This window comes from Paraburkholderia sp. BR14312 (assembly GCF_040948675.1).
In the GTDB taxonomy this organism is placed as follows: Bacteria; Pseudomonadota; Gammaproteobacteria; order Burkholderiales; family Burkholderiaceae; genus Paraburkholderia; species Paraburkholderia nodosa_A.
Window position 1 is genome coordinate 118,605 of sequence record NZ_JBFPKI010000011.1, and the last position, 25,563, is coordinate 144,167.

The window sequence follows — 25,563 nt, forward strand, 5'->3', positions numbered from 1 at the left end:
CGATTGCAGCCTAGAGTGCTGTCATGTCCCATTGTTCACTGACTGCATAGTACCGTCCTCACCAAAATTTCACTTCGACATTACTGTCCTCTCACGACTTTCGGGCACATCCACACCAATAATGCTCCCGTCGTAACCATCTCTTTGAAGTAGATGGTATGGACGCGTCGCAATGGTGAGGCTGCAGAAGCGGAGCCAAAACGCCCGCAGGCCATACTGTCGTAATCCGGCAAGACCGGACTGTTGACCATAGCCTCATATCTAACGAGAGGACCATGATGAGCATGTACGCAAGGGATTTGCTTGAGCTACGCCGAGAAGATCCGACGTCGACAGAACTACCGAAGATGGCGATGAACATCATCGCCGCCGGCACACGAGATCAACGTGAAGGCTGCTGACATGAACGCAATCGAACGGTGGCGCTCACGACCGTTGCAGTTCCGTGCCTTGACCCGCTGCGATGAATGCGGCGAATTGAAAGAGGACGCACAGAAGCGCGTGAAATATTGCTCGAATATTACAGTCATCTGTTGTACGAAGTGTTTCGCGGAAATGACTGAAGGTCATGAGGCGGAGTGAGTCAACAAACTGCGATTTCCGGTAAACCACGACGCCTCAGTGACTCAGCATCAGCAACCGAGCGCGATTCATTCCTGCGCACGTGGCTCCTGCGTAACCGTTAGCGGCGGGTGATCGCGCAACCAATCACTGCGCCCCAACTGTGCAATGATTTCGCAAAACCGCGGATAACGATACAACCGGTGTGACAAAGGAAAATATCTGGAAAAGTAAAATAAATTAGTGTCGCGAATTTCGCACGCTTCGCGGGCGTAGCGAATCACCTCATCCTCCCTCGCCACCGCACAAGCCGTGATAGCGAGCGCCGTCGGCGTAACATATTCACGACGGGCTCGGGCCTGCATTTCGGCGAAAATCGCATCGGCGTCCGTGGCTTTGCCCCAACTTGCGAGTGCCACGGCAAGCCAGGCCATGGACCAGGGGTGCCGGCCGGACATGGCCAATGCCGATTCTCCCGCCGCGATAGACTCTTCGAACTGGCCGTTCAACAGCAGTGCCATTTGCAGCACCCAGTTAGCAAGAAAGCTCTCGGGATCGAGATGGACGGCGCGCCGGCTGACCTCCACGCCTTCCCCGGTTTTGCCCGCCACGATACAGGTCAGTGCGTATAAGGCGTGTGCGTAGGCGGATAGGGGGTCCGCTGCCAGCGCTAGCTTCGCTTGCTCCATTCCCTCCGCCAGCCGCCCTTCCGAGAACTGGAGATAAGCACTTCCGTACCAGCCGAGTGCCGAGATGTACTTCGGATTCAGTTGTAGCGCGCAAAGAAACTCACGCTCGGCCTCCGCTGTGTTCCAGGCCCAGAGCAGGTAGGCGAGAGCCAAGGTGCAGTGTGCTTCGGCGAGCGAAGGATCTAATGCCACCGCGTGTCGAGCGGCCTCTATGGCCTTGGGCATGAAAGCCTGAGGAGCCGCAAACCCGTAGAAGCAAAGCATCGAGTAGCAATCGGCAAGATCGGCCCACGCCAATGCATAGCCTGGATCGAGATCCACTGACCGCTGGTAACAGGCGAGGGCACGTGAAATAGCGGGACCCCTCTTGTAGAGCAGAGCGTGACCCTTCAGGTAGGACTCGTATGCCTCGAGATTCGGGGTTCCAGGATTAGTCAGGTTTCTCGTATTCCACGGGAACGTGATCTTCAACCGCTTCACTATCGCTTGGGCAATCTCTTCCTGAATAGCGAAAACATCGTTCATCTCACGGTCATAGCGCTCCGACCAGAGATGATATCCGTCCACCGCAGACACAAGCTGCGCCGTGATACGCAGGCGATTATCCGCTCTGCGCACACTTCCCTCGAGAACGGTGCGCACGTTCAGTTGCTCGCCCACAATGCGCAAGTCGATGTGCTTACCCTTGAACGAGAAGGCGGAGCTTCGTGCCACGACGTGAAGCTCCTGGATCTGGGCGAGCGCGTCGATGATTTCTTCAGTGATCCCGTCGGCAAAGTATTCTTGCTCCGGATCTGCGCTCATGTTGACGAACGGCAGGACCACGATGGAATCGCTTACCACACTCTCAGTGGGCGCAGGCGTGGCGCTGCCTGCAGTTACCGGTGCAAGCAGTCGATAGCCTCGTTTCGAAATTGTCTCGATGACGCGCGGATCGCGGGCATCGTCGACAAAGGCGCGGCGCAACTCAGCGATGCAGCGCTTCAATACATCCTCGGTCACCACGGTCTTGGGCCACACAGCTTGAAAGAGCTGCTCTTTGGAAACCGTGTCTCCCGGGTGCTGGGCCAAACACACCAGCACTTCCATTACTTTCGGCTCGACGCGAACGGTCCGGCCCATGGAAGAGATGCTGTTGAGGCTGGGGGTGACCACCCAGTTCCCCACTCGGAGGTCGTCCATCGGGTCTCTCCACCAGCCGGTCGGTTATCAGAATTATAGCTTTGCTGAATACCGTCCGCACGAGCATCCGCCTGGTCAGGAACGGTATAGCAAGTCTGGACGACTACCGTAAAGGCTCCATCGATATTATCAAAGGCAGGCCCGAACACTGAGCGTCTGGACGGAAGGCACATCGACACGGATTGGATTCGAGGTGCGCCACCAAAGGCTCCGATCGCCGAAAGCCATTCCTCACTAAAATTCCCCGCCTATATCACCGTCTCCTCACGACTTCCGGTCACTTTCAGACTAACAATGGTCCCGTCGGAGCGATCTATTTTGAAGGGAATACTTAAGTTTTCGTGAGCCTTCGACGTGCGCTTCTCTTCGGGAACGGCAGAAGCGCAGCGCGCGCCAATACGGGCGCAGATTGGAAAAGCTCGCGCTGGTAGCGCGCCTGAAGGGAAGGACCGCGATGGAATATGAACTCAGAAGTACGGTGGATGCGCTCCCGGGCCTGGTCTGGACCGCACTGCCGGACGGTCGCATTGAATTCGTCAATCGCCCCTGGTCGGACTATACGGGGCTCTCCGTCGAGCACGCGTGCGGCGAGGGCTGGCAGTCTGCGGTCCATCCCGAGGACCGGCCCGCGCTGCTTGACGCCTGGCGAGCGGTCGTTGCTTCCGGCGTGCAGGGCGAGTTGGAAGCGCGAATGCGTCGCTTCGATGGCACGTATCGCTGGTTTCTATGCCGTGTCAGTCCGGTCGTCGACGCTGCCGGCAAAGTCGCGAAGTGGTGCGGGATCAACACGGATATCGAGGACCGTAAGCAGGCCGAAGCGGCCCTGAAGGCACACGAGGAGCGCTTTCGGCTCATCGTGGACGGACTGCCTACGCGCGTCATTCTCTTTACGCCGGACGGGGACGTGTTTCAAGCCAACCGCCATACGCTCAAATATTCAGGGGCGACGCTCGAAGAACTGAAGCAGTGGACTAGCAGAGACTTTACCCACCCGGATGATCGACGTGCGACTGTTGCCCGATTTTATGCGTCACTCAGAACCGGCGAGCCTTACGATTTTGAGTCCCGTCATCGTCGCGCGGACGGCGTCTATCGATGGTTTCGCGTACAAGGCTTTCCGTTGCAGGACAAGGAGGGGCGAATCGCTCTCTGGTACTTCCTGCAGACGGACATCGACGAGCGGAAGCGAGCCGAGGCGCTGCTTGCGGGCGAGAAGCGCCTGCTCGAAATGATCGCCATGGGCCTGCCCTTGCCCACGGTTCTTGATGACTTATGCCGGCTGGTCGAGCAGATCGTGAGCGATTGCTTCTGCAGTATTGCGCTGATCGAACCCGGCGACATGACATTCCAGCAGGTGAATGCGGCAGGCCTCGCTTTGACCTACACCTATCCTTCGAGTGGCGGCCGCGTCCACCTGGACTTGGGACCCTGCGGATTAGCAGCGTCGCGCAGCGAGCAGGTCGTCGTATCAGATATCGCGTCTGATTCACGCTGGCCCACGGCATGGCGCGACCTGAGTCTCGCACATGGTCTGCGCGCGTGCTGGGCGACCCCGATCCTGTCACGTACAAACGAAGTGCTGGGAACATTCACGTTATTCCGGTCGGAGCCTGGAACCCCCTCTCCGTTTCAATCCGATCTAACAGGACGGCTTACACACCTTGCGAGTATTGCGATCGAGCGTGCACAGGGCGAACTCGCACTGAAGCGAAGCGAGGAGCGCTTCCGTGCGATCGTGGACACGACGCCGGACTGCGTGACAGTCCTCGCAAACGACGGAACGGTATTGTGCGCCAACTCGGCTGCACGCCGCGCTTTGAGATCGGTGCGTGCGGAAGGTGTGATCGGAGCGTGTTACTTCGATTTCGTGGCTCCTGAACATCGCGCGCGCTATGTCGAGTTCAACAGAAACATTTGCTCGGGACGGGACGGCGTCCTGGAGTTCGACTTCATCTCGCCACACTACGAGCGACGGCACCTCGAAACCCATGCCGCGCCGATGCACGATTGCGACGGCGCAATCGTGCAACTGGGCGTTACACGTGACATCACGGCACGCAGGAAGGCGGAGGAGCAACTGCGCAAGAGCGCGGCGCTGATGGCCAAAGTCGAGCAGCTCACCTTGAGCGGAAGCTTTAGCTGGCGCCCAGAGACTGGTTCATTCACCTGGTCGGAACAGCTTTATCGCATCTTCGGCTTCGAGCCAGGGGTGAGAGTCACGCTGGATACGATCGCCACGCGCGTCCACCCCGGCGACCTTCATCTATTGCACGAAATGATCGAGCGGGCGCAAGACGGCCAGCACCTGGAGTTCGAGCACCGCCTGCTCCTGTCCGACGGCTCGGTCAGGTACGTGCGCATACAGGCTCACGCGACGCGTAGCCCACAGGGCTGGCTGGACTACATCGGTGCGGTACATGATGTCACCGAGCGCCGGGAGTCCGAAGAAGCGCTCTACGGCCTGCGCGTCGAATTAGCTCACGCAAGTCGGGTCAACAGCCTGGGTGCGCTGACCGCCTCGATTGCGCACGAGATCAACCAGCCGCTGGCCGGCATCATGACCAACGCCAGCACTGGCTTGCGCATGCTGAGCGCCCAGCCGCCCAATGTCGAAGGTGCGCTCGGGACCGTAAAGCGCACGATCCGGGATGGACATCGCGCCTCGGAGATGATGACGCGTCTGCGCGCACTGTTCAGCAAGAAGGCGGTGACGAAGGACGCCGTCGATCTGGTTGAAGCCGCGAACGACGTCATCGAACTGCTGCGCGCAGAGATTCGGAACAAACGGATCGTGCTACGACTGGAAACTGCCGACAACCTGCAGCCGGCCACAGGCGACCGGATCCAACTCCAGCAGGTGGTGCTGAACCTGCTTCTCAATGCCGTCGAGGCGATGAATGGCATCGATGATCGTCCACGGCAGATGCTGGTTAAGATAGAGCGCGAGGATGGCGACCACGTGCGATTCGCTGTCACTGATTCCGGCGTGGGCATCGACCCGCAGAATGCGGGCAGGCTATTCGACGCGTTTTTCACGACCAAGAGGGAAGGGATGGGCATCGGGCTGTCCGTATGCCGACGCATCATCGAGAGCCACGGTGGCCGCTTGTGGGCCAGCTCGAATGAGCGCTTTGGCGCGACGTTTTCATTCTCGCTACCGTCTCGAGCCGAATTCGAGGCGCCCGCGGCCCGTTCTGTCGATAGGAGCTTGCCGGTGCGCCCGGACGCAGAGCAGTTCGTGAGCGACCTGTGATGGTCGAACGCTCGCTTATCGTGGTGGTCGACGACGACGAGTCGGTGCGCGAATCGCTGCCTGACCTGTTGCACGAGTTCGGCTTCGCAGCGCAGGCCTTTGCTTCGGCGGAGGCGTTCCTGGCCTCCAGCTATGTAGGCGAGGCGCACTGCCTGATCGTCGATATGTGCATGCCCGGCATGTCCGGCCGGGACCTGCAGCGCGAACTGGTGCGGCGCCGGCAAACCGTTCCGATCGTCTTCATTACAGCGCATGGAGATGAATCCCTCCGCCCACGCGTGCCAGGACAGGGCGCCGTTGAATGTCTCTTCAAACCATTCAGCGACACCGCTCTGCTCGGGGCGATCCGGGCCACGCTCCGCGTCAAATAATTCATCCAGGCGCTTACGAATGGAGTTTTCAATGACACCATCTCATGTAGTTGAACGTGAATCGGAACTTTCGCCGGTGCAAGCCACGCCGGTCGTCTTCGTCGTCGACGACGACGTCTCGGTGCGTGAGGCGCTCGAAGCCATGATTCACTTTGCCGGTCTCAGGGCAGAGACGTACACCTGCGCACAGGACTTTCTCAAACGTCCGCGCGACAGGGCCCCGAGCTGTCTGGTGCTAGACGTCATGCTTCCCGATCTCAGCGGCCTCGACCTTCAGAATCTTATTGCCGCCGAGCGTTCCGACACGCCGATCATCTTCATCACCGCCTTCGGCGATGTGCCGATGACCGTGCAGGCCATGAAAGCTGGCGCGGTTGAATTTTTCACCAAGCCCTTTGACGACCAGGTCCTGCTCGATGCCATCCGGCATGCCATCGAGTGCAGCCGCGTGGCGTTGAACGAGGAAGCCGAGCTGCAGTCGATCAAGGATCGCCACGCTTCACTCAGTGGGCGCGAGCGCGAGGTCATGGCGTTGGTCGTGACCGGACTTCTGAACAAGCAGGTGGGGGCCGAGATCGGCATCGCCGAGATCACTGTGAAGATGCATCGCAGGCAAGTCATGCGAAAGATGAACGCTCACTCGCTCGCCGAACTGATAAGCCTGGCGCGAAGACTTCATCCTGACCGCGCGCCGAAGGCCGCGCTGCAAAAAGTCGCGTAAAGCGGTCGGCATATCGCTGGAAGACTACTCGAGCGACCTGACCATGCACCAGGAAGCCGTGTGCGCTCCGGCTCCCGCTTCTCCGATCGGCTAGCGACGAAATCGGGCATCGATCCGGGAGTGTCGAGCACGGATGCAGCGCGGCGTTCGTATGAGCGCTTGCACGTACGCGCCATGCGTCTGACGCGCAAGTGTCGACGCTGCCCGCCTGGTGCGCTGATTCTGCCGATACAATGCGGCCCGGGAGCTCATGTTTGGTCGTCGGTCGTGCGTTTTCTTACGCTCAGATGGACGCCAACACTGTCTCCTGCTGACGACGCGATGGCGAACGATGCAACGCACGCCGCTTTGCCGATGCACTCAACCGTCGAGAAGATCGCAATGGCAACGCTGCGCGAATACTCAAGAGGTAACGCTGGTGCTATGGCGAACACGCCGACTCCACAGATGAACGTGAAAACCTGACGGGTAAAGCGCAGGTTGGCTATAGCGGCCGTGCCAATGAAGCCGAGCAGTACCTTCGACGCTACCAAGGCAAGCAGCCCGGTCCGATCAAGCGCGCCACCAAGCTCCAAAGGTGTCTCAATCACTGCCCAGACGCATACCGCGATGACAGATGCGTTGAACAGCAGGTTCCTGTTTTTTGCTAGCTCGACGAGGTTCTTTGGAATACGTTCGGATAAAACGTCCTTGTAGCCCATCGGGTTGATCATATTGGCTGTTTTCTTGCGATCCACGAGAAATCCTCCTCTGGGCGGGAAACGTGTCCTTATCGCGCAGCCGCCATGGAGCCAAGCTACGTTCAACGGATTGAGCAGGCGTTTCTGTTAAAGGGCGGCAATGCTGCTGCCACGGCTTTAGCGGCACAGCACAGTGCATCTGCACATAGCGGCCATTTACGGAGAATCTGCGCCGACGTAGGGGATGCCATGAGTCGGCGCGTGGAAGACCTGCGTTTGGAGCATCGGCCTGTGAACGAATTTAGGCCATGCCCAATGTGGCCGCAATGACACTTTGGGTGAGGGGTGAAACGAAATTCACTCGCGTCGACGCGTCGACCTTCCTACACCATTGTGCATTTGAGTCGGGCGCCGCCTTGCGCTTAACCTTATCTCTGAAAGGCGACTATCAGGACGACTCGATAGGCAATCGCGGCAGCAAGGCGTCTCGATGATTCGGTAGGCCGAGTGGGTACATCGAGGGCCCCATCGAATGAAGTTCCGCTCCGGGTTGTGCAGTCTTCCTTCGCCCCTTTCCCTGCCGCTTTTAGGGCGGCCATAGAGCAAGGTGCCTTTATGAGAGAAATATGCCGGAAAGTTCTTTGTCGCTCTGCCGTAATCGCGGGGCTGTCAGGCCTCGGTGGCTGCAGCTGGGTCCTGTTTAACACGAAGGGCAGCGTCGGCCTTCAGGAGCGCGACCTCATCATCCTGTGCGTCGGGTTGATGCTGATCGTGGTCTTGCCGGCCATCGTGCTGACCTTTGTATTTGCGGGGCAGTACCGGGCGTCGAATCACAACGCCACGTACATGCCCGAGTGGGCGCATTCCACACGGATCGAAGCAGTGGTGTGGGGTATCCCGATCCTGATCATCGTCACGCTGGCAACCATCGTGTGGAAATCGACAAACGAGCTGGATCCGTACCGGCCGCTCGATGTGCCCGGCCAGCCCATCAACGTCGAAGTCATCGCAACTGACTGGAAGTGGATCTTCATCTATCCAGACCTCGGTATTGCCACAATCAATCAACTGGTATTCCCTGCACATCGCCAGGTGGCGTTTAGCATCACCTCGAACTCGACGATGGGGACGTTCTTTATTCCCCAGCTCGGCGGCCAGATCTACGCGATGGCGGGCATGCGAACCCAGCTGCACCTCATGGCAAACGAGGAGGGGAAGTTCCGCGGCATGTCGGGCAATTTCAACGGACCCGGTTTCTCCGACATGAAGTTCATCGCGACCGCCACCAGCGAGGATGACTTCCAGCGCTGGGTGAGGCAGGTCCAGACCTCGCCTAACCGGCTCGATTTCAACACCTTCCAGAAAGTGGCGAAGCCCAGCCAGGGTACTGCCATTGTGCAATTCTCGCGGGTTCAGCCAGGTCTTTTCAGGGCTGTGATCGACCAGTTCGTTGCTCCGGGAGCGGACGCCGCGGCACATACAGCTCTCAACGTCAGCGCTTCGTCGAAAAGAGAGGAGTAACCCATTCATGTTCGGCAAATTGACATGGGCGGACGTGCCACTGCACGAGCCGATCATCGCGGTCACCCTCGCGGGCATTGTGGTCGGCGCCGTGGCGGTTCTGGCCGCGATCACATGGTTCAAAAAATGGGCTGTGCTCTGGAACGACTGGATTACTACGGTCGACCACAAGCGCATTGGCATCATGTACATCTTTGTGGCAATCGTGATGCTGATCCGCGGCTTCGCCGACGCCATCATGATGCGAACACAGCTTGCGCTCGCCGGTCCCGGGCACCAAGGCTACCTGCCGCCGCATCACTATGACCAGATCTTCACGGCGCACGGCGTAATCATGATCTTCTTCGCGGCTACGCCGTTCGTCGTTGGCCTGATGAACATCGTCGTGCCGCTTCAGATCGGGGCTCGCGACATGGCGTATCCCTACCTGAACGCCTTCAGCTTCTGGCTGTTCGTCGTGGGCGTCGTGCTCGTCATGCTGTCGCTCGGCGTCGGCGAATTCGCGCAGACAGGCTGGGTCGCCTATCCACCATTGTCGGACATAGAGTTCAGCCCTGGAGTGGGGGTGGACTACTACATATGGTCGCTACAGGCATCAGGTCTGGGGACGCTGTTGACGGGCGTGAACCTCTTCGTGACCATTCTCCGGATGCGAGCACCTGGGATGACGCTGATGAAGATGCCGATCTTCACGTGGACGGTGTTCGTCACTAGCGTGATCATCATTGCCGCCTTCCCGATCCTGACCGTTGCGCTGGCCGCGCTCGCACTCGATCGCTACCTGGGCTTCCATTTCTATACGAATGAGTTCGGCGGCAATCCGACGATGTACGTGAACCTCATATGGGCGTGGGGGCATCCTGAGGTATATATCCTCGTTCTTCCGTCGTTCGGAATTTTCTCCGAGGTCACATCAACATTCGCGCGCAAGAAGCTGTTCGGCTATAACTCGATGGTGGGCGCGACGCTGGCGATCGGTATCCTGTCGTTCCTCGTCTGGCTGCACCACTTCTTCACGATGGGTTCGGGCGCGGACGTCAATAGCTTCTTCGGTATTATGACGATGATCATCGCCATTCCGACCGGAGTGAAGATCTTCACTTGGTTATTCACGATATACCGCGGGCGCGTCGAGTTCACGACGCCCATGCTCTGGACGCTGGCGTTCCTCGTGACTTTCACGATCGGCGGCATGACCGGCGTTTTGCTCGCCATTCCGGGGGCCGACTTCCTCCTTCACAACAGCCTGTTTCTCGTCGCCCACTTCCACAATACGCTCATCGCCGGCGGGTTGTTCGGCTATTTCGCCGGCTTGAACTACTGGTTCCCAAAGGCCTTCGGCTTCAAGCTTAACGAGCGTCTCGGCAAATACTCGTTCTGGTGCTGGGTCATTGGCTTCTATCTCGCGTTCATGCCGCTTTACATGCTCGGCTTCATGGGCATGACCCGGCGCCTGAATCACTACGACAACCCCGCCTGGACGCCGTATCTCCTGGTCGCGTGGGTGGGGGCTGTCTTCATCCTCGCGGGGATTGGTTTCCTCATTGCGCAGATCCTCGTCAGTATCCGCGACCGCAAGCAGAACCTCGACGTCACGGGTGACCCGTGGAATGCGCGCACGTTAGAGTGGTCGACGTCATCGCCGCCGCCGTTCTACAACTTTGCCGTGGTGCCGCGCGCGGATGCCGTCGACGCATTCTACGAGGCGAAGAAGCGCGGAGTGCCGCCGCCCGCGAGGAAATACGAGCCGATTCATATGCCGCGCAGCACCGGTGTGCCGTTCATCCTGAGCGTATTCATCCTGCTGCTGTGCTTCGCGCTGATCTGGCACATCTGGTGGCTCGCGGGTGCAAGCTTCTTTGCCACGATCACGATGGTGATCGTCCGCTCTTACGACGACGATACGGATTACTACGTTCCGGCCGACGAAATCGAACGGATCGAGAAAGCACACGTTCCTCCCATGAAGCGAGATCTGAACCATGTCTACGCAAACACTAATTGAATCAATCGGGGCCGGGGAGGAGCATGCGCAGGATGGCCACGACACAGGCTCGCGCAAGGTACTGGGCCTATGGATCTACCTGATGTCGGACTGCATCCTGTTCGGTTCGCTGTTCGCGTCGTACGCGGTATTGAGCGGCGCATTTGCAGGTGGTCCCGGCCCGAGGGACATCTTCGAGCTGCCATACGTGCTCGCTGAGACGTTCGTGCTGCTGCTTTCCAGCATCACCTGTGGCTACGCGATGCTTGCCGTGCACCGGCGCGATCAGGGCAACGTGCTCCGGTGGCTGAGCCTGACTTTCATTCTGGGCGCTGTCTTTATCGGCATGGAAATACACGAGTTCCATCATCTGATCTCGCTCGGCTTCGGACCGCAGCGCAGCGGGTTCCTGTCTGGCTTCTTCGCGCTCGTCGGCACGCACGGTCTGCATGTCGCGTCCGGCCTGCTCTGGATGGCGGTGGTCCTGCACCAGGTGGCGATCAAAGGACTGACACCGGCCAATGTGACACGCCTCTCGTGCCTGAGCCTTTTCTGGCACTTCCTGGATCTTGTCTGGATCTGCGTGTTCACGATTGTCTATCTGATCGGAGCATTCTGACCATGGCAAGCGATGCGACTACCCGCGCCGGCCAAGCCCACGGCAGCGCGAGGTCCTACAACACGGGCTTCATCCTCTCGATCGTCCTGACGGCCATCCCGTTCGCGCTGGTCATGCATCCGATGCTGCCGCGCGCGACGACGCTGCTCGTGGCTGTGATATTCGCGGTCCTGCAACTCGTGGTGCACCTCGTGTACTTCCTGCACATGAGCCGTTCCTCTGAGGGCGGCTGGAATCTGATCAGCTTCGTATTCACGCTTGTGATCCTGTTCATCGTCGTGGCGCTCTCGGTCTGGATCATCTGGAGCATGCACTTCAACATGATGATCCACTGATCCACCGCGCGCATCTGACGAAGAACACCCGGACCATGTATCGACCATTCCTGCAACTGACTAAGCCCGGCATTGTGATCGGCAATCTCGTCGCCGTCACGGGCGGTTTTCTGCTGGGTTCGCACGGCAGTGTCGACTGGTTGCGTGGCGGCCTCGTTGCCGTCGGCGTCATGCTGGTCGTCGCGTCCGGGTGTGTGATCAACAATGTGATCGACCGGGATATCGACGGCCTGATGGCGCGAACACGCAATCGTCCCATGGTAACCGGCTGTGTACCGGTGCCGTTCGCGTTACTGTATGGTGTCGTGCTCTGCCTCGCAGGCATAAGCGTGCTTTACGCTGGCTCGCGTTCGCTCCTGCCCCTCGCGCTGATACTCGTCGGCTACGCCGTGTATGTTGGACTGTATAGCCTTTACATGAAGCGCAATTCGGTATATGGGACGCTGGTCGGCAGCATTGCCGGCGCGATGCCGCCAGTCGTCGGATATTGTGCGGCGACCAGCCGGTTCGACACCGCCGCCGTCACATTGCTAGTCATGTTCAGTCTCTGGCAGATGCCCCATTCGTATGCGATCGCCATCTTCCGGGCCCAGGATTATCGCGCGGCTGCCATTCCGGTTTTTCCGGTTGTCTGCGGCTTTGCGGCCGCGAAGCGCCACATGTTGGCCTACATTGTCGCCTTTACGGCGGCCACCCTGACGCTCGGCTTCCTGGGGTATGCCGGCAAGATCTATATGCTCGCGGCGCTGGTGGCGGGGCTGTACTGGTTCGGGCTCGGCGTTGCGGGACGCACCGCGGCAAACGAGGGCAGATGGGCACGCAAGATCTTCTTTGCGTCGATCATCATCGTGAGCGTATTGAGCGCCGCAATGTCGGTGGATGGCTGCCCGCCTCAACCGGCGCCCCATCTCGCGCCGATTGCGAGGGGTTTCCGGGGGTAGTGCGCTGCGAGCTTGCTACTGTCCTCGGCACTTTCCTCATATTGCAGCGCGAAGCGCACCACACCCTTCGTGTCGATTGCGTAAGCGAATACCGGGTGTTCCATCGAACACGAGCTACCGGACGGGACGTTCCGGTAGTACGCTCCGAAGGATCGGGCGGTTTCAACTGTCTGTTGCGCGTCGCCGTATAGTCCGATAACCGTCGGGTCGAAGGCCGCGGTGTAGGCCTCCAGAATCGCCGGCGGGATCAAGCGAAATAACGACTATCTTCGGCCCCTTACCCTGATCTCCGAGCAGCCGTTTGATCTGTGCAGCGCGAGCCAGAGTCGTTGGGCACGCGTCTGGACGCCGCATGTATCCGAAGAGAAGCAAGGCCACATTGCCCAGGAAGTCCTCAAGCGTTCGCGGATTGCCGTTGGTATCGCGCAGATAGAGCGTCCCCGGTAGCTTCGTCGATGACAGATCGATACCGTGCGGCTTCGATGAGATTCTTTTGCCGTTCGAGAAGGAGCGCAGCAGCGAGCAGACGGCGGCAACGCGGTGACAGAGCATTTTGGGACGGACGGCGCTTCATGGCCTCGGACATGCTGAAACCCCATGAGTCGGAGGCAGTGGCGACGCTGGTTACGTGCGGCGCACAGCGTGTCGTTAGCATGACCAACGATACACCTCTATCCGTGCCGGCCGCGGGCGGTATACCAGGGGCAATAGCAGCCGACGGCGACCATCGGAACAGGCTCGACATGTAACCCTTCGACCAGCTTGTTGAGAATCGGCTCCACGAAACTGTTGTTCGAACTACAGACAAGGCCCGTGCTGTAGGGTCCCGCGTAGGCGAGCTTTCCATTCGCATCCCAAATGGCGATAGCGGGACTGGCCGGTATGCGCTCCATTCCTTCGATTCCCCGTAATGGCTTGATTTTGCCTCGCAGAAAGGCCGGTAACTGTCCGTGGGTACCGGGCTTGCGCACGCTGTAGAAGTCAATATCCGCATCCCTGAACATCGTGATGAGATAGTTCAAGTGGGCGTCGGTAATCTCGTTACAGCTTACGCAGTCGGGGTCCCAGAAATGCACGACACGAATGCGTCCGGTATTACCCGCGAGGTCCGGCGGCAGACGCAGGTCGGCGTCTTCGAAGAGAACAGGCTGATTCGAGTAACTGGACACTCCATCAACGCCGAGGTATCGCCACAGTGCAACACCGGTCCCGACCAGAATGCATACAGCTGCACAGAGAAACAGGATGAATAGGCGGCGACGCATCAGGGGAACGATTGATTGAGGGGGTTCCACGGTATCGGCTGGAAACATGTGCGGCAGGTGAAGTGTCGAGGCTTGTGATCAGCGGCGGAACCGATCATAGACAGTGTGGCCGACGAGTCGGTTGCCGCACGCAAAGCGCGATGGGTAGTGCGGCTGGCCGAATTCTTTCCTAGAAATCGCAGTCCCGAGGCTTGCGAACGAGGTCGATAGCCTCCCTCAAAGTCATTGCGGTTACACCATTCTTCTGCGTCTTGATGCGGGGCAGTGTTATGTAGGTGCGGCATAGCTCACGGTAATACTCGTCATGGGCCTGCTCACTTAGCCAGTTGAGCCGTTCGCTGTCCGCATTGCTGGTATGGGCTTCGACCAAGTGCTTGCGAAGCAGCTCGATCTCGTTGGCGACTTGACGAAGGGTTTCAGCCACCTCACCTGTCATCCATTCTGCCTGTTTTCTTATCTGTTCAAGATCAACGCACATAATCAGGTATTAAAAATATTGCAATAATGTTGTCTGGACAACGTCCGCTTCCCACCCGGACCGTGAGAAAAAATCTGGCTTATTCACTCAGCTCGCGGCTCAGCATGGCCGCCCCAATCAACGGTGCGCCGATGAGCGCGAGCTCGAACCCAATCCCCATGCTCTGGAGGGGAAGACACTCCACGCCTTTCGGCACGAGGTCGCCAACGAAACGCAGGGTTATGCGTGTGACGAGGTGGCCGAGGATGTTCAGCCCGCAAAGCAGGTAGAGAAACCATGCTGCGGTGGCGGGGCGCAAACCGTGGCGAAAGGCCCTTCATGTAGTCTCTCGCGTCGATCGTGCCAGCCGCTTTGATCAAGTCCACAACAAGGCCTCCGTCTACGAATGAATTTAAAGTAAGCCCTGCGCAATCGCAATTCCACTTTGGGTTACATATAAGATGGCGCTTCGTGCCGCCGGTACGAAGGCTTACCTAAACCATTGTGCAATGGACCGGTGCACCCCTGGCAACGTAGAGTTTCCGTCATGTCACTGTCCACTGACCGCATCGGTTGCGTGACTTTCGCGTTCATGCTGGTCCGGATTAGCCTCCTGTTCCCGGCGATGAACGGCTACAACCTGTACCAACCCGCGATTTCCGTGGCTAGGTGAAGGGCAGGACTCACGCCGCGGGGAACGCGATTCAGGTAAACGGCTTGTTTCCAGGAGCAGGCAATGAGGACGAAAGAGTACGCTGCAGAAGACGTTGCACGGGTCCAGGTCGAAATTCTCGAACAGGCAGAAAATACACTCCTTATTCGATGGGTTGAGCCCGGTCGATGCCATTATGGCGAGCAACGTTGGCGTCGTCGTTCCGCGAGGGTGTCGGGAGTGTGTGTTGTGTCGCAACGAGCAATCCGACGCGGCGATGCCGTATTTCGCCCGGCTGAGCGGCCCGTCCCGGCGAACGGATCGGCGATGATCTCGGTGGAGGCGCTCAGGTCATTCGAAATAGTGCCAAGGGAATTCCGATTGACGCGCGTACGCCGGCGACTGACTCACCAACCTAACTGTGAGGCTGCGCAGGACAGGGACGAGTCCATCGAGCGCGAGTAGCTCGCGCAAGACTTCGCGGCACGGGAGTCAAGCCAACGGGATCCGGCTCTCGCGTCTAGTCAGGATTCACTTCCACATTTCTGGCGTTGCGCTGCAGCGCCGTTTCCTGGAGGCTCGCATTGCTGCTCGTGAAAATCTCTCATTTTGCTTCGATGTGCCGCGGTCGGCTCAGCGCTCGTCTCGAATGTGACTAACGCAAACGAAATTGGTAGCAGGCTGGATTGCCATTTTGGCGCCCACGAGTTCATTGAACAGTTGGTCGAGGAAAAGGAGATCGATCCGGTACCGATGAATGTGTCAAGCAACTCGGTCAACGCGTACCGGCTGAGGCCGAATCAAGACTTGACAGCACTCGGATTCAAGGTGCGAGCTGTCTTTGGCTTCTCCCCGAACGACGAGATGTTCGCCCAGAAGAGCGGTGGAGGTACTGTGTCCCACCAGGTCTATGGTGTTGTCGTCCTGGCAGGGAAAGAGGCGGTTAGTGAGCGCCTTCTTGAAACGGGAAGCTCGGCGACAGTCAAGGAAGTCATGCCGCTCGTCATGTCGGCCGTCGTTTGCGAGATATAGCTTGCCTTCGACCGTCCGCTGCTCCTCGACCGGTTGGGCTGTGCGGTCGAAATGTCGGGCGGCACCCGAAGGGCAACACCATTCCCCGCTTTTTCCGGTTCGTGGCGAGCGCGCAGTGGGATAGCTATCCAGACCGACGACAATTTGGCACTCGCGGCTCAGAACAGCCCCCATAGAGATTGGCGAGAAAACGAGCCCGCTGTGAGCGCGCAGTATTCTGGGCAAGCAGGCGCGTCATTCGTTCGCAAAGGCCGCGGTCGCGCGTCAAGTGTGGGCCGGTGCTGCTCGATGTGATGACTTAGGGAACCTTCCCACCTTGGCTTAACACGCTTTCCTCGACGCAGGAGCGACGCCCAGCCGTTCTCCGCGACGGTGATGAAAGGAACGAGTCACTGCGGCGCCGGCTGTGCACTCGGCGACATCATCGTCGAATGGACCGCATTTGCCTTTCCCGCATTGGCAGTCTGGTTCGGATGGCACACAGTGTTTGACGACAAGACGTTTGCGGTCTGGATCCCGGACTTCCTCGTCGCCTTTCTGCTCGGCATCGTGTTTCAATATTTCACGATCAAACCCATGCGCGGGCTGTCGGCAACCGAAGGCGTGGTCGCGGCAGTCAAAGCGGATATCGCGTCGATTACGGCGTGGCAGGTCGGCATGTATGGACTTATGGCCATCATCCAGTTCCTTTGGTTCAAGCCGGCCTACGGGATGGTCGCGAACGTTGGGAGTGCTGAGTTCTGGTTCGCCATGCAGCTCGCGATGCTCGCAGGATTCGCAACCAGCTACCCTGTCAACGTGTGGCTGATCCGTTCTGGGGTGAAGGAAAAGATGTAATTCTGCATTGGATCTGCGGCGAGCCTCGCCCGGCCGGTGCAGATATATTGCAATCAACGCGTCCTGATGTTTTCCAGCAGTCGGGAAGCTTCCACCGCGTCAAGACCAGGCACGTAGCGCGTTCTGATATCCTCGCCTCTCATTCTGGCTGTCCAGGAGTAGCGACATGCGTTGGATAGTGACCGTTGTGTTAGCAATCGTATGTACGTGTTCCGCGCTGGCCGATCCGGCTACTTTTAACGCAGGGGTAATCCGTCTCACGGTGGTGGGCGATGCTGCTCCTTTCGACACCGTTGTCTTTTACCCTACGCATGAGCGTGAGGTGTCATGGCAAGCGGGTCCATTCACTGTCGAGGCGACACTCAATGCTCCGCCTGCACTGGATAGCCGCTTCCCGGTTGTATTGATTTCGCACGGACGAGGTGGAGGCCCGTTAAGCCATCGTGAATTGGCGACCGCTCTGGCTCGCGCCGGATTTATCGCGGTCTTGCCGACGCACGTAGGGGACGCTTCGGGCTTTCCCCGCGCGCCGTCCCAAGCCCAGATTCTGATCGACCGTCCCCGGCAGGCAGAGGCCGCGCTTAATGCAGTGCTCGGAGATCCACGGTTTTCGGCAAGCGCCGATGTCAACCGGATTGGCATGATTGGATACTCGGCTGGTGGCTACACCGCACTGATCCTGGCGGGAGCGAAACCCGATTTTGCCTATGCCAGTGCGTACTGCGCAAATCACGATGATCCGGGGTCATGTCCGCGTTCAGCAACCAGCAATCGTGCGCACGGCACTCAGGTTAAAGTAGCTGTACCTGCTGAACTGATAGCTTGGCAACCGCCCGTTGATCACCGCCTGAAGGCCCTGGTGCTGATGGATCCACTGGCCATGATGTTTGGGGCACCTGGCTTGTCCGCTGTGCGCGTACCGACCATGCTCTATCGCCCGCAGGATGACAGCTACCTTGGTTCTGCGAGCAACTCTCTTGCTGTCGTCTCAAGCTTGCCTACACCGCCTGCGGTTCACATCGTGCCAGGCAATCACTTCGTTTTCATCGATCCTTGCCCGGCCTCGGTCGCAACCAATGGGGCGCTGATCTGTCAGGACGCGCCCGGGATTGATCGCGTGGAGGTCCATCGTCAGATCGACCATGAGGTCGTGGACTTCTTGCATGCAAATCTATAACGCATCAGGTCGACCCTGTGTTGCGAATAATGACACCGCGATAGGGTGTGCGGTCTTCAGTCCTGCTCCGACGCCCGCGTCGCTTCACGTCCCAGCTTTGCCTCTCGCCGGGACCTTTCATTGAGGATCTGATGGCGCCGGTGGTCCGTCATCTTTTTCCAGCCGCGGGCTTCCTCACGCGTCCGATAGCAGCCCGTGCAAAACCCGGTCTTGCCATCGAACGCGCACAGGTCGATGCAGGGCGATTTGGCAGCCATGGTTTACGTGGCGGCCCGAGGGGCGTTCACTTCGACCGTCACATGGGACAGCCCCTTAAAGCGCTTGAGCGCCGCATGATAAAAGCCGGGGCTGCGTTGTGCTTCACTGGTGACGACTGACACCACCGCACTCATGTGGCCCGGACCGACCCGCCAGACATGGAGATCAAGCACGGCGTCACCGTTGTCTTCAATAATGTGACGAACGTTTTCGGCCATGCGCTTATCCAGATTCATGTCGAGCAGAATGCCTCCCGTATCGCGCATCAGGCCCCACGACCAGTTAGCGATCACCAGGGCGCCGATCACGCCTGCGAGCGGATCCATCCAGACCCAGCCGAACGCACGGGCCAGCAGGAGGCCGATGATCGCGAGCACGGAAACTGCCGCGTCTGCGATGACGTGAATGTAGGCCGAGCGGATGTTGTGGTCGCGGTTCGCGGCAGCATGTGCGTCTTCGTGACTGTGATCGTGCTCTTCGAATTCGATTGACTGCTCGCCATCGGGCAAGCCGACAATCGCCCTGAATGCATGCGGCTCGGGAATGTCATCTTTCGACTCCAGATAGCTCCCACGGTCGGCAAACGCGAAGGTCTGACGCGAACCGTCGGGGCGGACCGTCGTGACTGATACCGCGTCGGCGGTCAGGTTCGAAGAAGCCGTCTCAGGCGTAATACGGAAGACGGGTGGCACGCCATCTTCGAAGATCGACACGGCGAAAACTCCAGCAGTACCGAAGATGCGATGCGCCTCTTCCTCATGACCGTGTTCGTCTTCATGTCCGTGCCCGTGGCCGTGGCTGTGCCCATGTCCATGACTGCGGCTGTGATGGTTGCCGCTGAGCAGCCAGACGCTTGCAAGATTCACCAGCAGGCCAAGAACGGCGATGGGGATCGCCTGGCCGAAGTGAATGGGCACGGGCGAGAGAAAGCGCGAAACCGCCTCGTACCCGATCAGCAGCGCGATCATGGCGAGCACAATGGCGCTGGTAAAGCCCGCGAGATCGCCCAGCTTCCCCGTACCGAATACGAAGCGGCTGTCGCTCGCATGCTTTCGCGCGTACGTATACGCGAGCGCAGCGATGAGCATCGCGCCGGCGTGTGTCGACATGTGCAGGCCGTCGGCAACGAGCGCAAGCGAGCCAAAAAGACTTCCGCCGACGATCTCGGTCACCATCATCGCGCTGCACAGCGCAATCACCATCCACGTCCTGCGCTCGTTTTCCTCGTGGGCAGCGCCCAGGAAGATGTGGTCATGTCCCGCCCCGAAGGCGGCATCCTGGAACTTGCTCATGCTTGTCTCACTTGAAGTAGCTGTGGACTACTTCGATCAGTTGCTCTGTTCCGCTGCCATGCTCGTCGTCCGGTTCTGCATCGACGAGATGGGTGCGAATGTGGTCCTCGAGCACGACGGCGAGCAGCCCGTTCATGGCGCCACGACAGCTCGTGACCTGTTGCAGCACGGCCATGCAACCGCGTTCTTCTTCCAGTGCCCTTTCAATCGCTTCAACCTGCCCTTTAATCCGGCGAATGCGGTTAAGCAGCTTCTGCTTTTCGCGAATCGTATGGCTCATACCTGTTCTCCCGTTTGTGGGCGAAGTCTATCACCAATAGGGTAAGGGGGTATACTAAAAATCACTTGTGGATCGCGGCAGCATGCATTTGGGACAATCGCCGCGCGCTTCGGGGAGTAGCCGCTCCGGATGCGATGTTCGCTGCTGCCGAAGCACGACTGAGCGGCCTGGGAGAGCGGCCACAAGGCGAAAGTGTTTGCGCCTGGCAGACTCTCCGTATGGAGATAGCCGCCTTTCTCTTCCTTGAAGGGAATACCGAAGGCCCGACTGCAGCCCGCCCAACCGATTACGCATTCGCAGTGGCGATGGCCGCTCTCAGGACCACAACTTCCCATCCAGGTATCGCTCCCGCTGAACCTGTTGCCATCTCCGAGGCACGGAATAAACCGGCTAGCGAACTGTTGTAATAAGCAACCCGTTCGCGACAGATGCTTTGAGTCCGACAACACTCGTGGAGACTTTCATGGCGAAAGAAAAGTGGAGCTTGTTTCGCTGGATTCCCAAGCAGCACGCAGCCGCCGCGGTGGAGAAAAAGCTCATGTCGCATAACGGGTCAGCGCTGTGGGTGTTTGACCTTGAGCAGTCCTATCGGCCAGGGCGGGCAATTTCCGGTAATGCCTGGTTAGTGGCCTACGATCTCGACCGAACTGCCGAATCCAATATCAAAACTCGTCAGCATATCGATTTCGAGTCGGCGGGCTTCCGTGGGGAGGCGGCTCATCCCGCAGACGTCATCATCAAGGAAAACGAGAAGGGCGCCTATGGTATCGGGCGAATGCGCCAGAGCACCACCAAATTTCACGTTACCGCCCGGTTCGCCACGAAGAACGAGGTCGCCAGCGCCCTCGGACTGGACAAGAAGGAAGTTACCGATGGTTATCGTCCGGGCAGGACCTGGCCGACGTGAGAAGTCGTTGAAGCCACCAGAGTGACACGCTGTCACGCCGGTACGGTTGATCACACAGGGGCTTGGCTGCGAGTGTCTGCGCTCTGGCCGATGACGGTCGGCGCGAAGTTCGGTAACGACATCCTTCCCTTCGGCTGTGAGTTAGCCCGCAAGCGGACGATGGCCATCGTCCGCTCCTGGGTCAGTGGGCGTCGCTCCAAGTCCGTTGAATGGCAACGCGGCCAGCAGCAGCTCTGCGCGCTGCGTCTGCGGTAGGGAGCGGGGGTCGCGCAAAGCCGATCAGCACTCGCCTTTTTTGGCGTGTCCCGGAGGGCAGTGCCATCCTTTGTCGTGATGGTGATGTTTTTCCCAGTCATCGCGATTCCAGTAGCGATGTCCATCCCAATATCGGTCGTCGTGCCATCCAGGCGTGACGACCACGGCAGCGGGTGGGGCAACCACGACAGGCGCGCCTACATTGATGCCGACATTGACATCAGTCGCGTGGACGGCACTGGTGAGGCTGACTGCAGCGGCGGCGAATGTCAGATGCGCGAGCGCGGGATTCTTCATGAACCAGTCCTCAAAATATGAACGCGTGCACGAGTCGGAACTTGCCCGATAACAGGAACAGGGCGTCTTCCGACGGAATGTTGCGCCTCGTTGCCCTGTTTCCGACAACGATTCTGCTCGTGTGCGGCATCATTTTCGCAGAATCCCTGCGATTCTGATCGCCGACGCCATGCAGTAGCCTTTGCGGGACCAGGACCGCGACACCATAAGGCAGCCTTAAGGCTGCCTCCCATACCATCGCCGATTCGAGTCATTCAAGTGATGCGACGCATCATCCACTGACCGTCTTCGGCCTGTCCCTGCTCACGCCGTGTCTCACGCTGCCATTGTCGACGTTCACCCTGAGAACTGCACGACGATTTGTTGCGTTGCGCATGAATTGGTTCAATCGCGTGCCACGGGAGCGATAGAGAACGTGCATATTACGACCCCAAACCGGTGGCTGCTTCTCGGCGTGCTGCTGCTTGGCGCTTCGCTCGGCCTTGTTGTTGCTGTGCTGCTGGGCATCCGGATCTGGCCATGAGGCGAGCCTTGCTTCAGGATGGACGTTGCGCAATGGAGCGCACAGCATCAAGGGGACTTTCGCGCACGCCCATTTCACGTGCGAGCGCCGCAACCTTTGCCGGTCCCTTCCGCTGCGTGGCCGATCTGATGCTCGCCAGGCGGTACGCTGCTCTCGGCGGCGACAACGCGCGGTAGTCGCAGGTAGCCGTGGGACGATGCTGCGCTGCGCGCCGTTTGCAACGCATCGGACCCGATGCCGAATCGGACCTCAGGTGCCGTTTCACCTGTCGCGCGCCGACTCAATGCGGTGGCGGGAGGCGTCTGAAACGATTCCATAGCTTCTTTAGCGTTTGATGATCTGCAGCGACGCGTGAAGAGAGATAGCCTCGGGCATAAGCCGCGCCTGGCGCTGCGTCCCTCGACCTGCGCGAAACGGTCCGCAGAAGCTGATCGGCGACCACCGCATCGTTACGCCAGCCGAGATCGTCCTGAAGTGCAGTCAGCGCTTTCACGTAGTGCTGCACGGCCCGTTTCGGGAACAACGACGCAAAGAACTCTGTCGCATACCGAACCTTCTTCGCCGCGATACGCGCGCGGTGCCGGCGGTGATCGTCGAGATCGGCGAGGCCCTTGCCACGCTTGATCAGCCTGCTGTGCCTGCGCCGCAGCACCTTGTCGGCGAACTGCCTCGCGGGGCTGTCAAGCGCTGCGCGTTGTTTGCCGGTCATATCGTCGCGCCATTTTTTGCAGGCCAGCCACAGCGCGAGTTCGAGCACCAGACGCGTGTAGCGAACCGACTCGACCGCGGCCGCCGCACGCTGCCGGTTGTCGACGGCGACCACCGTGCACGCCTGCCGCACCGGCATGAGTTCGTCTGCATTGCCGTCCGCGCCCGCCCGATCGAGTGTGGCCCCGGCAAGGACCTCCCAGTCACGCGCGGCGCCGAGTTCCGCCGCGATCCAGCGCAGTTCGTCGTCGAGCCCGGAATAGGGAGGAATCGCCTTGGCGAACAGGTCCAGCGCCGAGCGCAAACGTCGCAGTCCGACCCGCATCTGATGAACGCTTGACGGATCATGACCGGACACGACGCCGCGCTCGTTGGCATGCACCTGCGAGAGGCAGTTATGGACGATCGTACAGAACACGTCCTCAATCGAATTGTCTTTCGACAAGCGCACGGGTTCGGCCTTCACGGGCGCGGCGTGCTCGGCCACGAGCAATTCGTAGCCGATATCGGCCTTGCTGCGATGGTCGATGCTCAGCGGTACGGTCTTCAGAAGTTCGAGCGCCGTCGCATGGAGCGCCTCCGGCTTGCCCTGTTTCAGTTCGAGTTCGACAGCGGCGAGCGGCACCGAGCGCGTTTGCGCGTCGACAGTTCCCTCGTCGAGCGCTATTTCGAGTTCGTCTTCCGACGGCAGGTGCAGCGCGATTGCAGTGCGATGGATGCGTGTGACGAAAACAGGAGCGAGTTGCGCGGCGACGGCCTGATCACGGATCAGCCTGCCGCAATCGCTATCGGCCGATATGGCGTCATAGAGCAGCGCCAGATCGGGCGTGTCCCTTTTGATCGGCATTTCATATTCGGGCCTGTCGAACACACCGGCCTCCACAGCGCCCTCGAGCTTCAACGTCTGGATTCGCCGCTTTCCGACGGCGCGTACGCGCAGCGAGGCTTTGCAACGGTGGAGGGCCAGTTCCGGCGTGTCGAAGTACGTGCTGTTCAGGAATTCCGGTCGATCGGCAGTGGCCTGAGCGCGCGCCAGCAGCGGTGCGCCACGAAGCTTGCCGAGGTCCTCCGGGGCGATTCGTAGCTTTAACTCCCGTTCCATGATTGCCTCCATGCCGCGCGCCGCATCATCACACAATCCCGGACGCGCAAGTTTCGGTCCGCATCGATTACGGGAAACCAGGCTGCCCGGTAGCCAAATCAGTCTTTGGTCGAGCGGCCGTAGATGGCCGCACTATGTCGCACGATCGCCTGTGGCGGTCATCACCGTGTTCGATAACACTGCCCCGCAGGCACGACAGGTGCGCTACTCGAATGGACCGGATCCGCACGACGTCCTGTGCAGCGGACCACCCCTTTCGAAAATAGACCATGAAAAGAACACTTCTCACTTTTGCGATCGTTATGTCACTTCCAGTGATTTCACCGACGTCAGCGGTGGCGGCTGGCTGCATGAAAGGCGCTGCCGTGGGTGGCGTTGCAGGCCACGTCGCGGGTAAGCACGGCACGGCAGGCGCCGCGGCTGGGTGTGCCGTCGGACACCACGAGGCAGCGAAGAAGCAGAAGGCGGCGAGTGAAGCCGCGGCGAGCAAACCTGCGAGCCAATAGTTGGCGATCTCGGTAACCTCGCGGGGCCATCGAGGGTCGCCATGCTCGCGCGCCACGGCGCGGTACCGTGCTGCTCCGTTCCGCGCGCGAGGGTGCGCGTCGTGCCTGCGCCATTGGCGCAGGGCTCGGGCGGCAGACGCGTGCCGTCGATGAAACGCACGGCGCAGACTTCGGCGGCGCTTGCATCAGCAGAAAGAGCGAGGCAGGCGTGCGTTCACGCGCTCGTCCCCGCACTCTGCACGTGAGATTCGAGCGCGCCGACCACGTCGAACAGGTCGCCGACAAGCCCCACATCGGCCACCGAGAAGATCGGCGCGTCCGGGTCCTTGTTCACGGCAACGATGAACTTCGAGTCCTTCATGCCGGCGAGGTGCTGGATCGCGCCCGAGATGCCGAACGCCACATACACGTCGGGTGCCACGCTGCGGCCGGTCTGTCCGACCTGCGCGGCGTTCGGCGCATAGCCGGCATCCACGGCGGCGCGCGAGGCGCCGAGCGCCGCGCCGAGCTTGTCGGCGAGCTTGCCGAGACGCGCCATGTTCTCCTGCGAAGCGAGGCCGCGTCCACCCGCGATCACCACGCGCGCGCTGCCGAGGTCTTGGCCGCTCTGCCCGGCGGCGCGGCGCTCGATTAGCCGCGTGGCTGTGAACGGCGCACCAGGTGCGAGCGCAACGACCTGCGCCGCGCCACCTTCCGCCTCGACCGGTGCGAATGACGAAGTCCGCACGCTGGCATAAGTGCGCGCCGTGGCGCTCGTCACCGTCGCGATCACGCTGCCCGCATAGAGGCCGCGCACGAACTGCGTGCACTCGCGAATGGCGATTACGTCGGCGATAAAGGCGTCTTCGGTGAGCGCCGCCGCGCGCGGCAATGCAGCGCGGCTGGAGGCGCGGTGCGCCGCGAGCACCGCCGAATACCCTTCAGCGAGGGCGTGCAATTGCGCCGCGATCGTTTCCGGTGTGAGCGCATCGGCTGCGCCAGCGGATGCGACCAGCACGCGGTCGACTCCACTCACATGTGCCGCCGCTGCCGCGCTCGACGCATCGAATACGAGCAGATCGACGGGTTGCCCCAGTTGCAGCGCCGCGCCTATCACGCGCAGCGTGACATCGGAAATCGATCCCACGTCGGCATCGGCCAGAACCAGCGTTCTCATAG

General features: G+C 59.9%; 26 protein-coding genes and 4 pseudogenes. 16 read left to right on the forward strand and 14 right to left on the reverse strand.

What is annotated here, in order from left to right; all coding sequences use genetic code 11:
• Positions 1–275: 275 nt before the first annotated feature.
• Entirely contained in the window at positions 276–401 is a 126-nt protein-coding gene (locus AB3X98_RS28540) for a hypothetical protein (protein WP_256094829.1), read from the forward strand.
• A gap of 249 nt (positions 402–650) precedes the next feature.
• On the opposite strand, the gene AB3X98_RS28545 is transcribed toward AB3X98_RS28540, so the two are convergent.
• The gene (locus AB3X98_RS28545; protein ID WP_368603358.1) at positions 651–2,432 is read right to left on the reverse strand and encodes a winged helix-turn-helix domain-containing tetratricopeptide repeat protein; all 1,782 of its coding nucleotides are present in this window, start codon (positions 2,430–2,432) and stop codon (positions 651–653) included.
• A gap of 409 nt (positions 2,433–2,841) precedes the next feature.
• Between AB3X98_RS28545 and AB3X98_RS28550 the strand changes: the two genes are divergently transcribed.
• The 3 genes from AB3X98_RS28550 to AB3X98_RS28560 are packed head-to-tail and all read left to right on the forward strand — an operon-like array spanning position 2,842 to position 6,777.
• Positions 2,842–5,685, forward strand: a complete 2,844-nt coding sequence (locus AB3X98_RS28550) for a PAS domain S-box protein (protein ID WP_368610354.1) — start codon at positions 2,842–2,844, stop codon at positions 5,683–5,685.
• On the forward strand, positions 5,685–6,056 hold the full coding sequence (locus AB3X98_RS28555) for a response regulator (RefSeq protein ID WP_368603497.1): 372 nt from the start codon (positions 5,685–5,687) through the stop codon (positions 6,054–6,056). The genes AB3X98_RS28550 and AB3X98_RS28555 overlap by 1 nt, the downstream gene beginning before the upstream one ends.
• Before the next feature lie 31 nt (positions 6,057–6,087).
• A complete protein-coding gene (locus AB3X98_RS28560; RefSeq protein WP_368603360.1) occupies positions 6,088–6,777 on the forward strand; it encodes a response regulator transcription factor in 690 nt (229 codons plus the stop codon).
• A gap of 248 nt (positions 6,778–7,025) precedes the next feature.
• Here AB3X98_RS28560 and AB3X98_RS28565 read toward each other — a convergent pair whose 3' ends face one another.
• A complete protein-coding gene (locus AB3X98_RS28565; RefSeq protein ID WP_368603361.1) occupies positions 7,026–7,514 on the reverse strand; it encodes a hypothetical protein in 489 nt (162 codons plus the stop codon).
• Between the two features lie 558 nt (positions 7,515–8,072).
• On the opposite strand from AB3X98_RS28565, the gene cyoA reads away from it, so the two are divergent.
• The 5 genes from cyoA to cyoE are packed head-to-tail and all read left to right on the forward strand — an operon-like array spanning position 8,073 to position 12,857.
• On the forward strand, positions 8,073–8,978 hold the full coding sequence (gene cyoA / locus AB3X98_RS28570; protein ID WP_368603362.1) for a ubiquinol oxidase subunit II: 906 nt from the start codon (positions 8,073–8,075) through the stop codon (positions 8,976–8,978).
• Positions 8,979–8,985: 7 nt separating this feature from the next.
• The gene (gene cyoB / locus AB3X98_RS28575) at positions 8,986–10,983 is read left to right on the forward strand and encodes a cytochrome o ubiquinol oxidase subunit I (RefSeq protein ID WP_368603498.1); all 1,998 of its coding nucleotides are present in this window, start codon (positions 8,986–8,988) and stop codon (positions 10,981–10,983) included.
• Complete coding sequence (cyoC, locus tag AB3X98_RS28580) at positions 10,961–11,581, forward strand: cytochrome o ubiquinol oxidase subunit III (protein WP_368603363.1); 621 nt, start codon at positions 10,961–10,963, stop codon at positions 11,579–11,581. Before cyoB ends, cyoC begins: the two co-directional genes overlap by 23 nt.
• A 2-nt stretch (positions 11,582–11,583) precedes the next feature.
• Positions 11,584–11,916 (forward strand): cytochrome o ubiquinol oxidase subunit IV, encoded by a 333-nt coding sequence (gene cyoD, locus AB3X98_RS28585; RefSeq protein WP_368603364.1) that lies wholly within the window; start codon positions 11,584–11,586, stop codon positions 11,914–11,916.
• A gap of 35 nt (positions 11,917–11,951) precedes the next feature.
• Positions 11,952–12,857 (forward strand): heme o synthase, encoded by a 906-nt coding sequence (gene cyoE / locus AB3X98_RS28590; RefSeq protein ID WP_368603365.1) that lies wholly within the window; start codon positions 11,952–11,954, stop codon positions 12,855–12,857.
• On the opposite strand, the pseudogene AB3X98_RS28595 reads toward cyoE, so the two are convergent.
• The 4 genes and pseudogenes from AB3X98_RS28595 to AB3X98_RS28610 all read right to left on the reverse strand — a co-directional run bounded on the left by AB3X98_RS28595 (position 12,809) and on the right by AB3X98_RS28610 (position 14,898).
• Positions 12,809–13,409, reverse strand: a pseudogene (locus tag AB3X98_RS28595) (SCO family protein). The gene cyoE and the pseudogene AB3X98_RS28595 sit on opposite strands and share 49 nt — an antisense overlap.
• A gap of 119 nt (positions 13,410–13,528) precedes the next feature.
• Positions 13,529–14,152, reverse strand: a complete 624-nt coding sequence (locus AB3X98_RS28600; protein ID WP_368610355.1) for a DUF6436 domain-containing protein — start codon at positions 14,150–14,152, stop codon at positions 13,529–13,531.
• 139 nt (positions 14,153–14,291) lie between these two features.
• Positions 14,292–14,546: a hypothetical protein gene (locus AB3X98_RS28605; RefSeq protein ID WP_368603367.1), complete on the reverse strand. Its 255-nt coding sequence runs from the start codon at positions 14,544–14,546 to the stop codon at positions 14,292–14,294.
• Positions 14,547–14,679: 133 nt separating this feature from the next.
• Entirely contained in the window at positions 14,680–14,898 is a 219-nt protein-coding gene (locus tag AB3X98_RS28610; RefSeq protein ID WP_368603368.1) for a hypothetical protein, read from the reverse strand.
• Between the two features lie 228 nt (positions 14,899–15,126).
• Here AB3X98_RS28610 and AB3X98_RS28615 point away from each other — a divergent pair, with 228 nt between their 5' ends.
• The 5 genes and pseudogenes from AB3X98_RS28615 to AB3X98_RS28635 all read left to right on the forward strand — a co-directional run bounded on the left by AB3X98_RS28615 (position 15,127) and on the right by AB3X98_RS28635 (position 18,277).
• A complete protein-coding gene (locus AB3X98_RS28615; RefSeq protein WP_368603369.1) occupies positions 15,127–15,252 on the forward strand; it encodes a hypothetical protein in 126 nt (41 codons plus the stop codon).
• 63 nt (positions 15,253–15,315) lie between these two features.
• Positions 15,316–15,576: pseudogene (locus AB3X98_RS28620) on the forward strand (DUF3331 domain-containing protein); the annotation flags it as partial.
• A 306-nt stretch (positions 15,577–15,882) separates the two neighbouring features.
• Complete coding sequence (locus AB3X98_RS28625; protein WP_368603370.1) at positions 15,883–16,263, forward strand: hypothetical protein; 381 nt, start codon at positions 15,883–15,885, stop codon at positions 16,261–16,263.
• Positions 16,264–16,638: 375 nt separating this feature from the next.
• Complete coding sequence (locus tag AB3X98_RS28630) at positions 16,639–17,100, forward strand: DUF4396 domain-containing protein (protein WP_368603499.1); 462 nt, start codon at positions 16,639–16,641, stop codon at positions 17,098–17,100.
• 166 nt (positions 17,101–17,266) lie between these two features.
• Positions 17,267–18,277 carry an alpha/beta hydrolase family protein gene (locus AB3X98_RS28635; protein WP_368603371.1) on the forward strand — a complete coding sequence of 337 codons (1,011 nt, stop codon included), beginning with the start codon at positions 17,267–17,269 and terminating at the stop codon, positions 18,275–18,277.
• A gap of 56 nt (positions 18,278–18,333) precedes the next feature.
• On the opposite strand, the gene AB3X98_RS28640 is transcribed toward AB3X98_RS28635, so the two are convergent.
• The 4 genes and pseudogenes from AB3X98_RS28640 to AB3X98_RS28655 form a co-directional block, all read right to left on the reverse strand.
• Positions 18,334–18,534 carry a DUF1289 domain-containing protein gene (locus tag AB3X98_RS28640; RefSeq protein ID WP_342947065.1) on the reverse strand — a complete coding sequence of 67 codons (201 nt, stop codon included), beginning with the start codon at positions 18,532–18,534 and terminating at the stop codon, positions 18,334–18,336.
• Between the two features lie 3 nt (positions 18,535–18,537).
• The gene (dmeF, locus tag AB3X98_RS28645; RefSeq protein WP_368603372.1) at positions 18,538–19,827 is read right to left on the reverse strand and encodes a CDF family Co(II)/Ni(II) efflux transporter DmeF; all 1,290 of its coding nucleotides are present in this window, start codon (positions 19,825–19,827) and stop codon (positions 18,538–18,540) included.
• Positions 19,828–19,834: 7 nt separating this feature from the next.
• Positions 19,835–20,107, reverse strand: a complete 273-nt coding sequence (locus AB3X98_RS28650) for a metal/formaldehyde-sensitive transcriptional repressor (RefSeq protein WP_368603373.1) — start codon at positions 20,105–20,107, stop codon at positions 19,835–19,837.
• Between the two features lie 143 nt (positions 20,108–20,250).
• A pseudogene (locus AB3X98_RS28655) lies at positions 20,251–20,373 on the reverse strand (glyoxalase); the annotation flags it as partial.
• A 197-nt stretch (positions 20,374–20,570) separates the two neighbouring features.
• On the opposite strand from AB3X98_RS28655, the gene AB3X98_RS28660 reads away from it, so the two are divergent.
• Positions 20,571–21,014 (forward strand): hypothetical protein, encoded by a 444-nt coding sequence (locus AB3X98_RS28660; RefSeq protein WP_368603374.1) that lies wholly within the window; start codon positions 20,571–20,573, stop codon positions 21,012–21,014.
• Between the two features lie 279 nt (positions 21,015–21,293).
• Here AB3X98_RS28660 and AB3X98_RS28665 read toward each other — a convergent pair whose 3' ends face one another.
• The 3 genes and pseudogenes from AB3X98_RS28665 to AB3X98_RS28675 form a co-directional block, all read right to left on the reverse strand.
• Complete coding sequence (locus tag AB3X98_RS28665) at positions 21,294–21,566, reverse strand: hypothetical protein (RefSeq protein ID WP_368603375.1); 273 nt, start codon at positions 21,564–21,566, stop codon at positions 21,294–21,296.
• An 803-nt stretch (positions 21,567–22,369) separates the two neighbouring features.
• On the reverse strand, positions 22,370–23,284 hold the full coding sequence (locus tag AB3X98_RS28670; protein WP_368603500.1) for a CHAD domain-containing protein: 915 nt from the start codon (positions 23,282–23,284) through the stop codon (positions 22,370–22,372).
• A gap of 114 nt (positions 23,285–23,398) precedes the next feature.
• Positions 23,399–23,911: pseudogene (locus AB3X98_RS28675) on the reverse strand (inorganic triphosphatase); the annotation flags it as partial.
• A 290-nt stretch (positions 23,912–24,201) separates the two neighbouring features.
• On the opposite strand from AB3X98_RS28675, the gene AB3X98_RS28680 reads away from it, so the two are divergent.
• Positions 24,202–24,405, forward strand: a complete 204-nt coding sequence (locus AB3X98_RS28680; RefSeq protein WP_342947184.1) for a hypothetical protein — start codon at positions 24,202–24,204, stop codon at positions 24,403–24,405.
• A gap of 214 nt (positions 24,406–24,619) precedes the next feature.
• Here the strand turns inward: AB3X98_RS28680 and AB3X98_RS28685 are convergent, their stop codons facing one another.
• Positions 24,620–25,561, reverse strand: a complete 942-nt coding sequence (locus tag AB3X98_RS28685; protein WP_368603376.1) for an electron transfer flavoprotein subunit alpha/FixB family protein — start codon at positions 25,559–25,561, stop codon at positions 24,620–24,622.
• Positions 25,562–25,563: the final 2 nt, after the last annotated feature.

What these genes read in the sequence shown, in the direction of transcription:
- AB3X98_RS28540 (WP_256094829.1), top strand. Translation starts at nt 276, where the DNA reads ATGATGAGCATGTACGCAAGGGATTTGCTTGAGCTACGCCGAGAAGAT.
- AB3X98_RS28545 (WP_368603358.1), bottom strand. Translation starts at nt 2,432, where the DNA reads ATGGACGACCTCCGAGTGGGGAACTGGGTGGTCACCCCCAGCCTCAAC.
- AB3X98_RS28555 (WP_368603497.1), top strand. Translation starts at nt 5,685, where the DNA reads ATGGTCGAACGCTCGCTTATCGTGGTGGTCGACGACGACGAGTCGGTG.
- AB3X98_RS28560 (WP_368603360.1), top strand. Translation starts at nt 6,088, where the DNA reads ATGACACCATCTCATGTAGTTGAACGTGAATCGGAACTTTCGCCGGTG.
- cyoA (WP_368603362.1), top strand. Translation starts at nt 8,073, where the DNA reads ATGAGAGAAATATGCCGGAAAGTTCTTTGTCGCTCTGCCGTAATCGCG.
- cyoB (WP_368603498.1), top strand. Translation starts at nt 8,986, where the DNA reads ATGTTCGGCAAATTGACATGGGCGGACGTGCCACTGCACGAGCCGATC.
- cyoC (WP_368603363.1), top strand. Translation starts at nt 10,961, where the DNA reads ATGTCTACGCAAACACTAATTGAATCAATCGGGGCCGGGGAGGAGCAT.
- cyoD (WP_368603364.1), top strand. Translation starts at nt 11,584, where the DNA reads ATGGCAAGCGATGCGACTACCCGCGCCGGCCAAGCCCACGGCAGCGCG.
- cyoE (WP_368603365.1), top strand. Translation starts at nt 11,952, where the DNA reads ATGTATCGACCATTCCTGCAACTGACTAAGCCCGGCATTGTGATCGGC.
- AB3X98_RS28615 (WP_368603369.1), top strand. Translation starts at nt 15,127, where the DNA reads ATGTCACTGTCCACTGACCGCATCGGTTGCGTGACTTTCGCGTTCATG.
- AB3X98_RS28630 (WP_368603499.1), top strand. Translation starts at nt 16,639, where the DNA reads ATGAAAGGAACGAGTCACTGCGGCGCCGGCTGTGCACTCGGCGACATC.
- AB3X98_RS28635 (WP_368603371.1), top strand. Translation starts at nt 17,267, where the DNA reads ATGCGTTGGATAGTGACCGTTGTGTTAGCAATCGTATGTACGTGTTCC.
- AB3X98_RS28640 (WP_342947065.1), bottom strand. Translation starts at nt 18,534, where the DNA reads ATGGCTGCCAAATCGCCCTGCATCGACCTGTGCGCGTTCGATGGCAAG.
- dmeF (WP_368603372.1), bottom strand. Translation starts at nt 19,827, where the DNA reads ATGAGCAAGTTCCAGGATGCCGCCTTCGGGGCGGGACATGACCACATC.
- AB3X98_RS28650 (WP_368603373.1), bottom strand. Translation starts at nt 20,107, where the DNA reads ATGAGCCATACGATTCGCGAAAAGCAGAAGCTGCTTAACCGCATTCGC.
- AB3X98_RS28660 (WP_368603374.1), top strand. Translation starts at nt 20,571, where the DNA reads ATGGCGAAAGAAAAGTGGAGCTTGTTTCGCTGGATTCCCAAGCAGCAC.
- AB3X98_RS28665 (WP_368603375.1), bottom strand. Translation starts at nt 21,566, where the DNA reads ATGAAGAATCCCGCGCTCGCGCATCTGACATTCGCCGCCGCTGCAGTC.
- AB3X98_RS28680 (WP_342947184.1), top strand. Translation starts at nt 24,202, where the DNA reads ATGTCACTTCCAGTGATTTCACCGACGTCAGCGGTGGCGGCTGGCTGC.
- AB3X98_RS28685 (WP_368603376.1), bottom strand. Translation starts at nt 25,561, where the DNA reads ATGAGAACGCTGGTTCTGGCCGATGCCGACGTGGGATCGATTTCCGAT.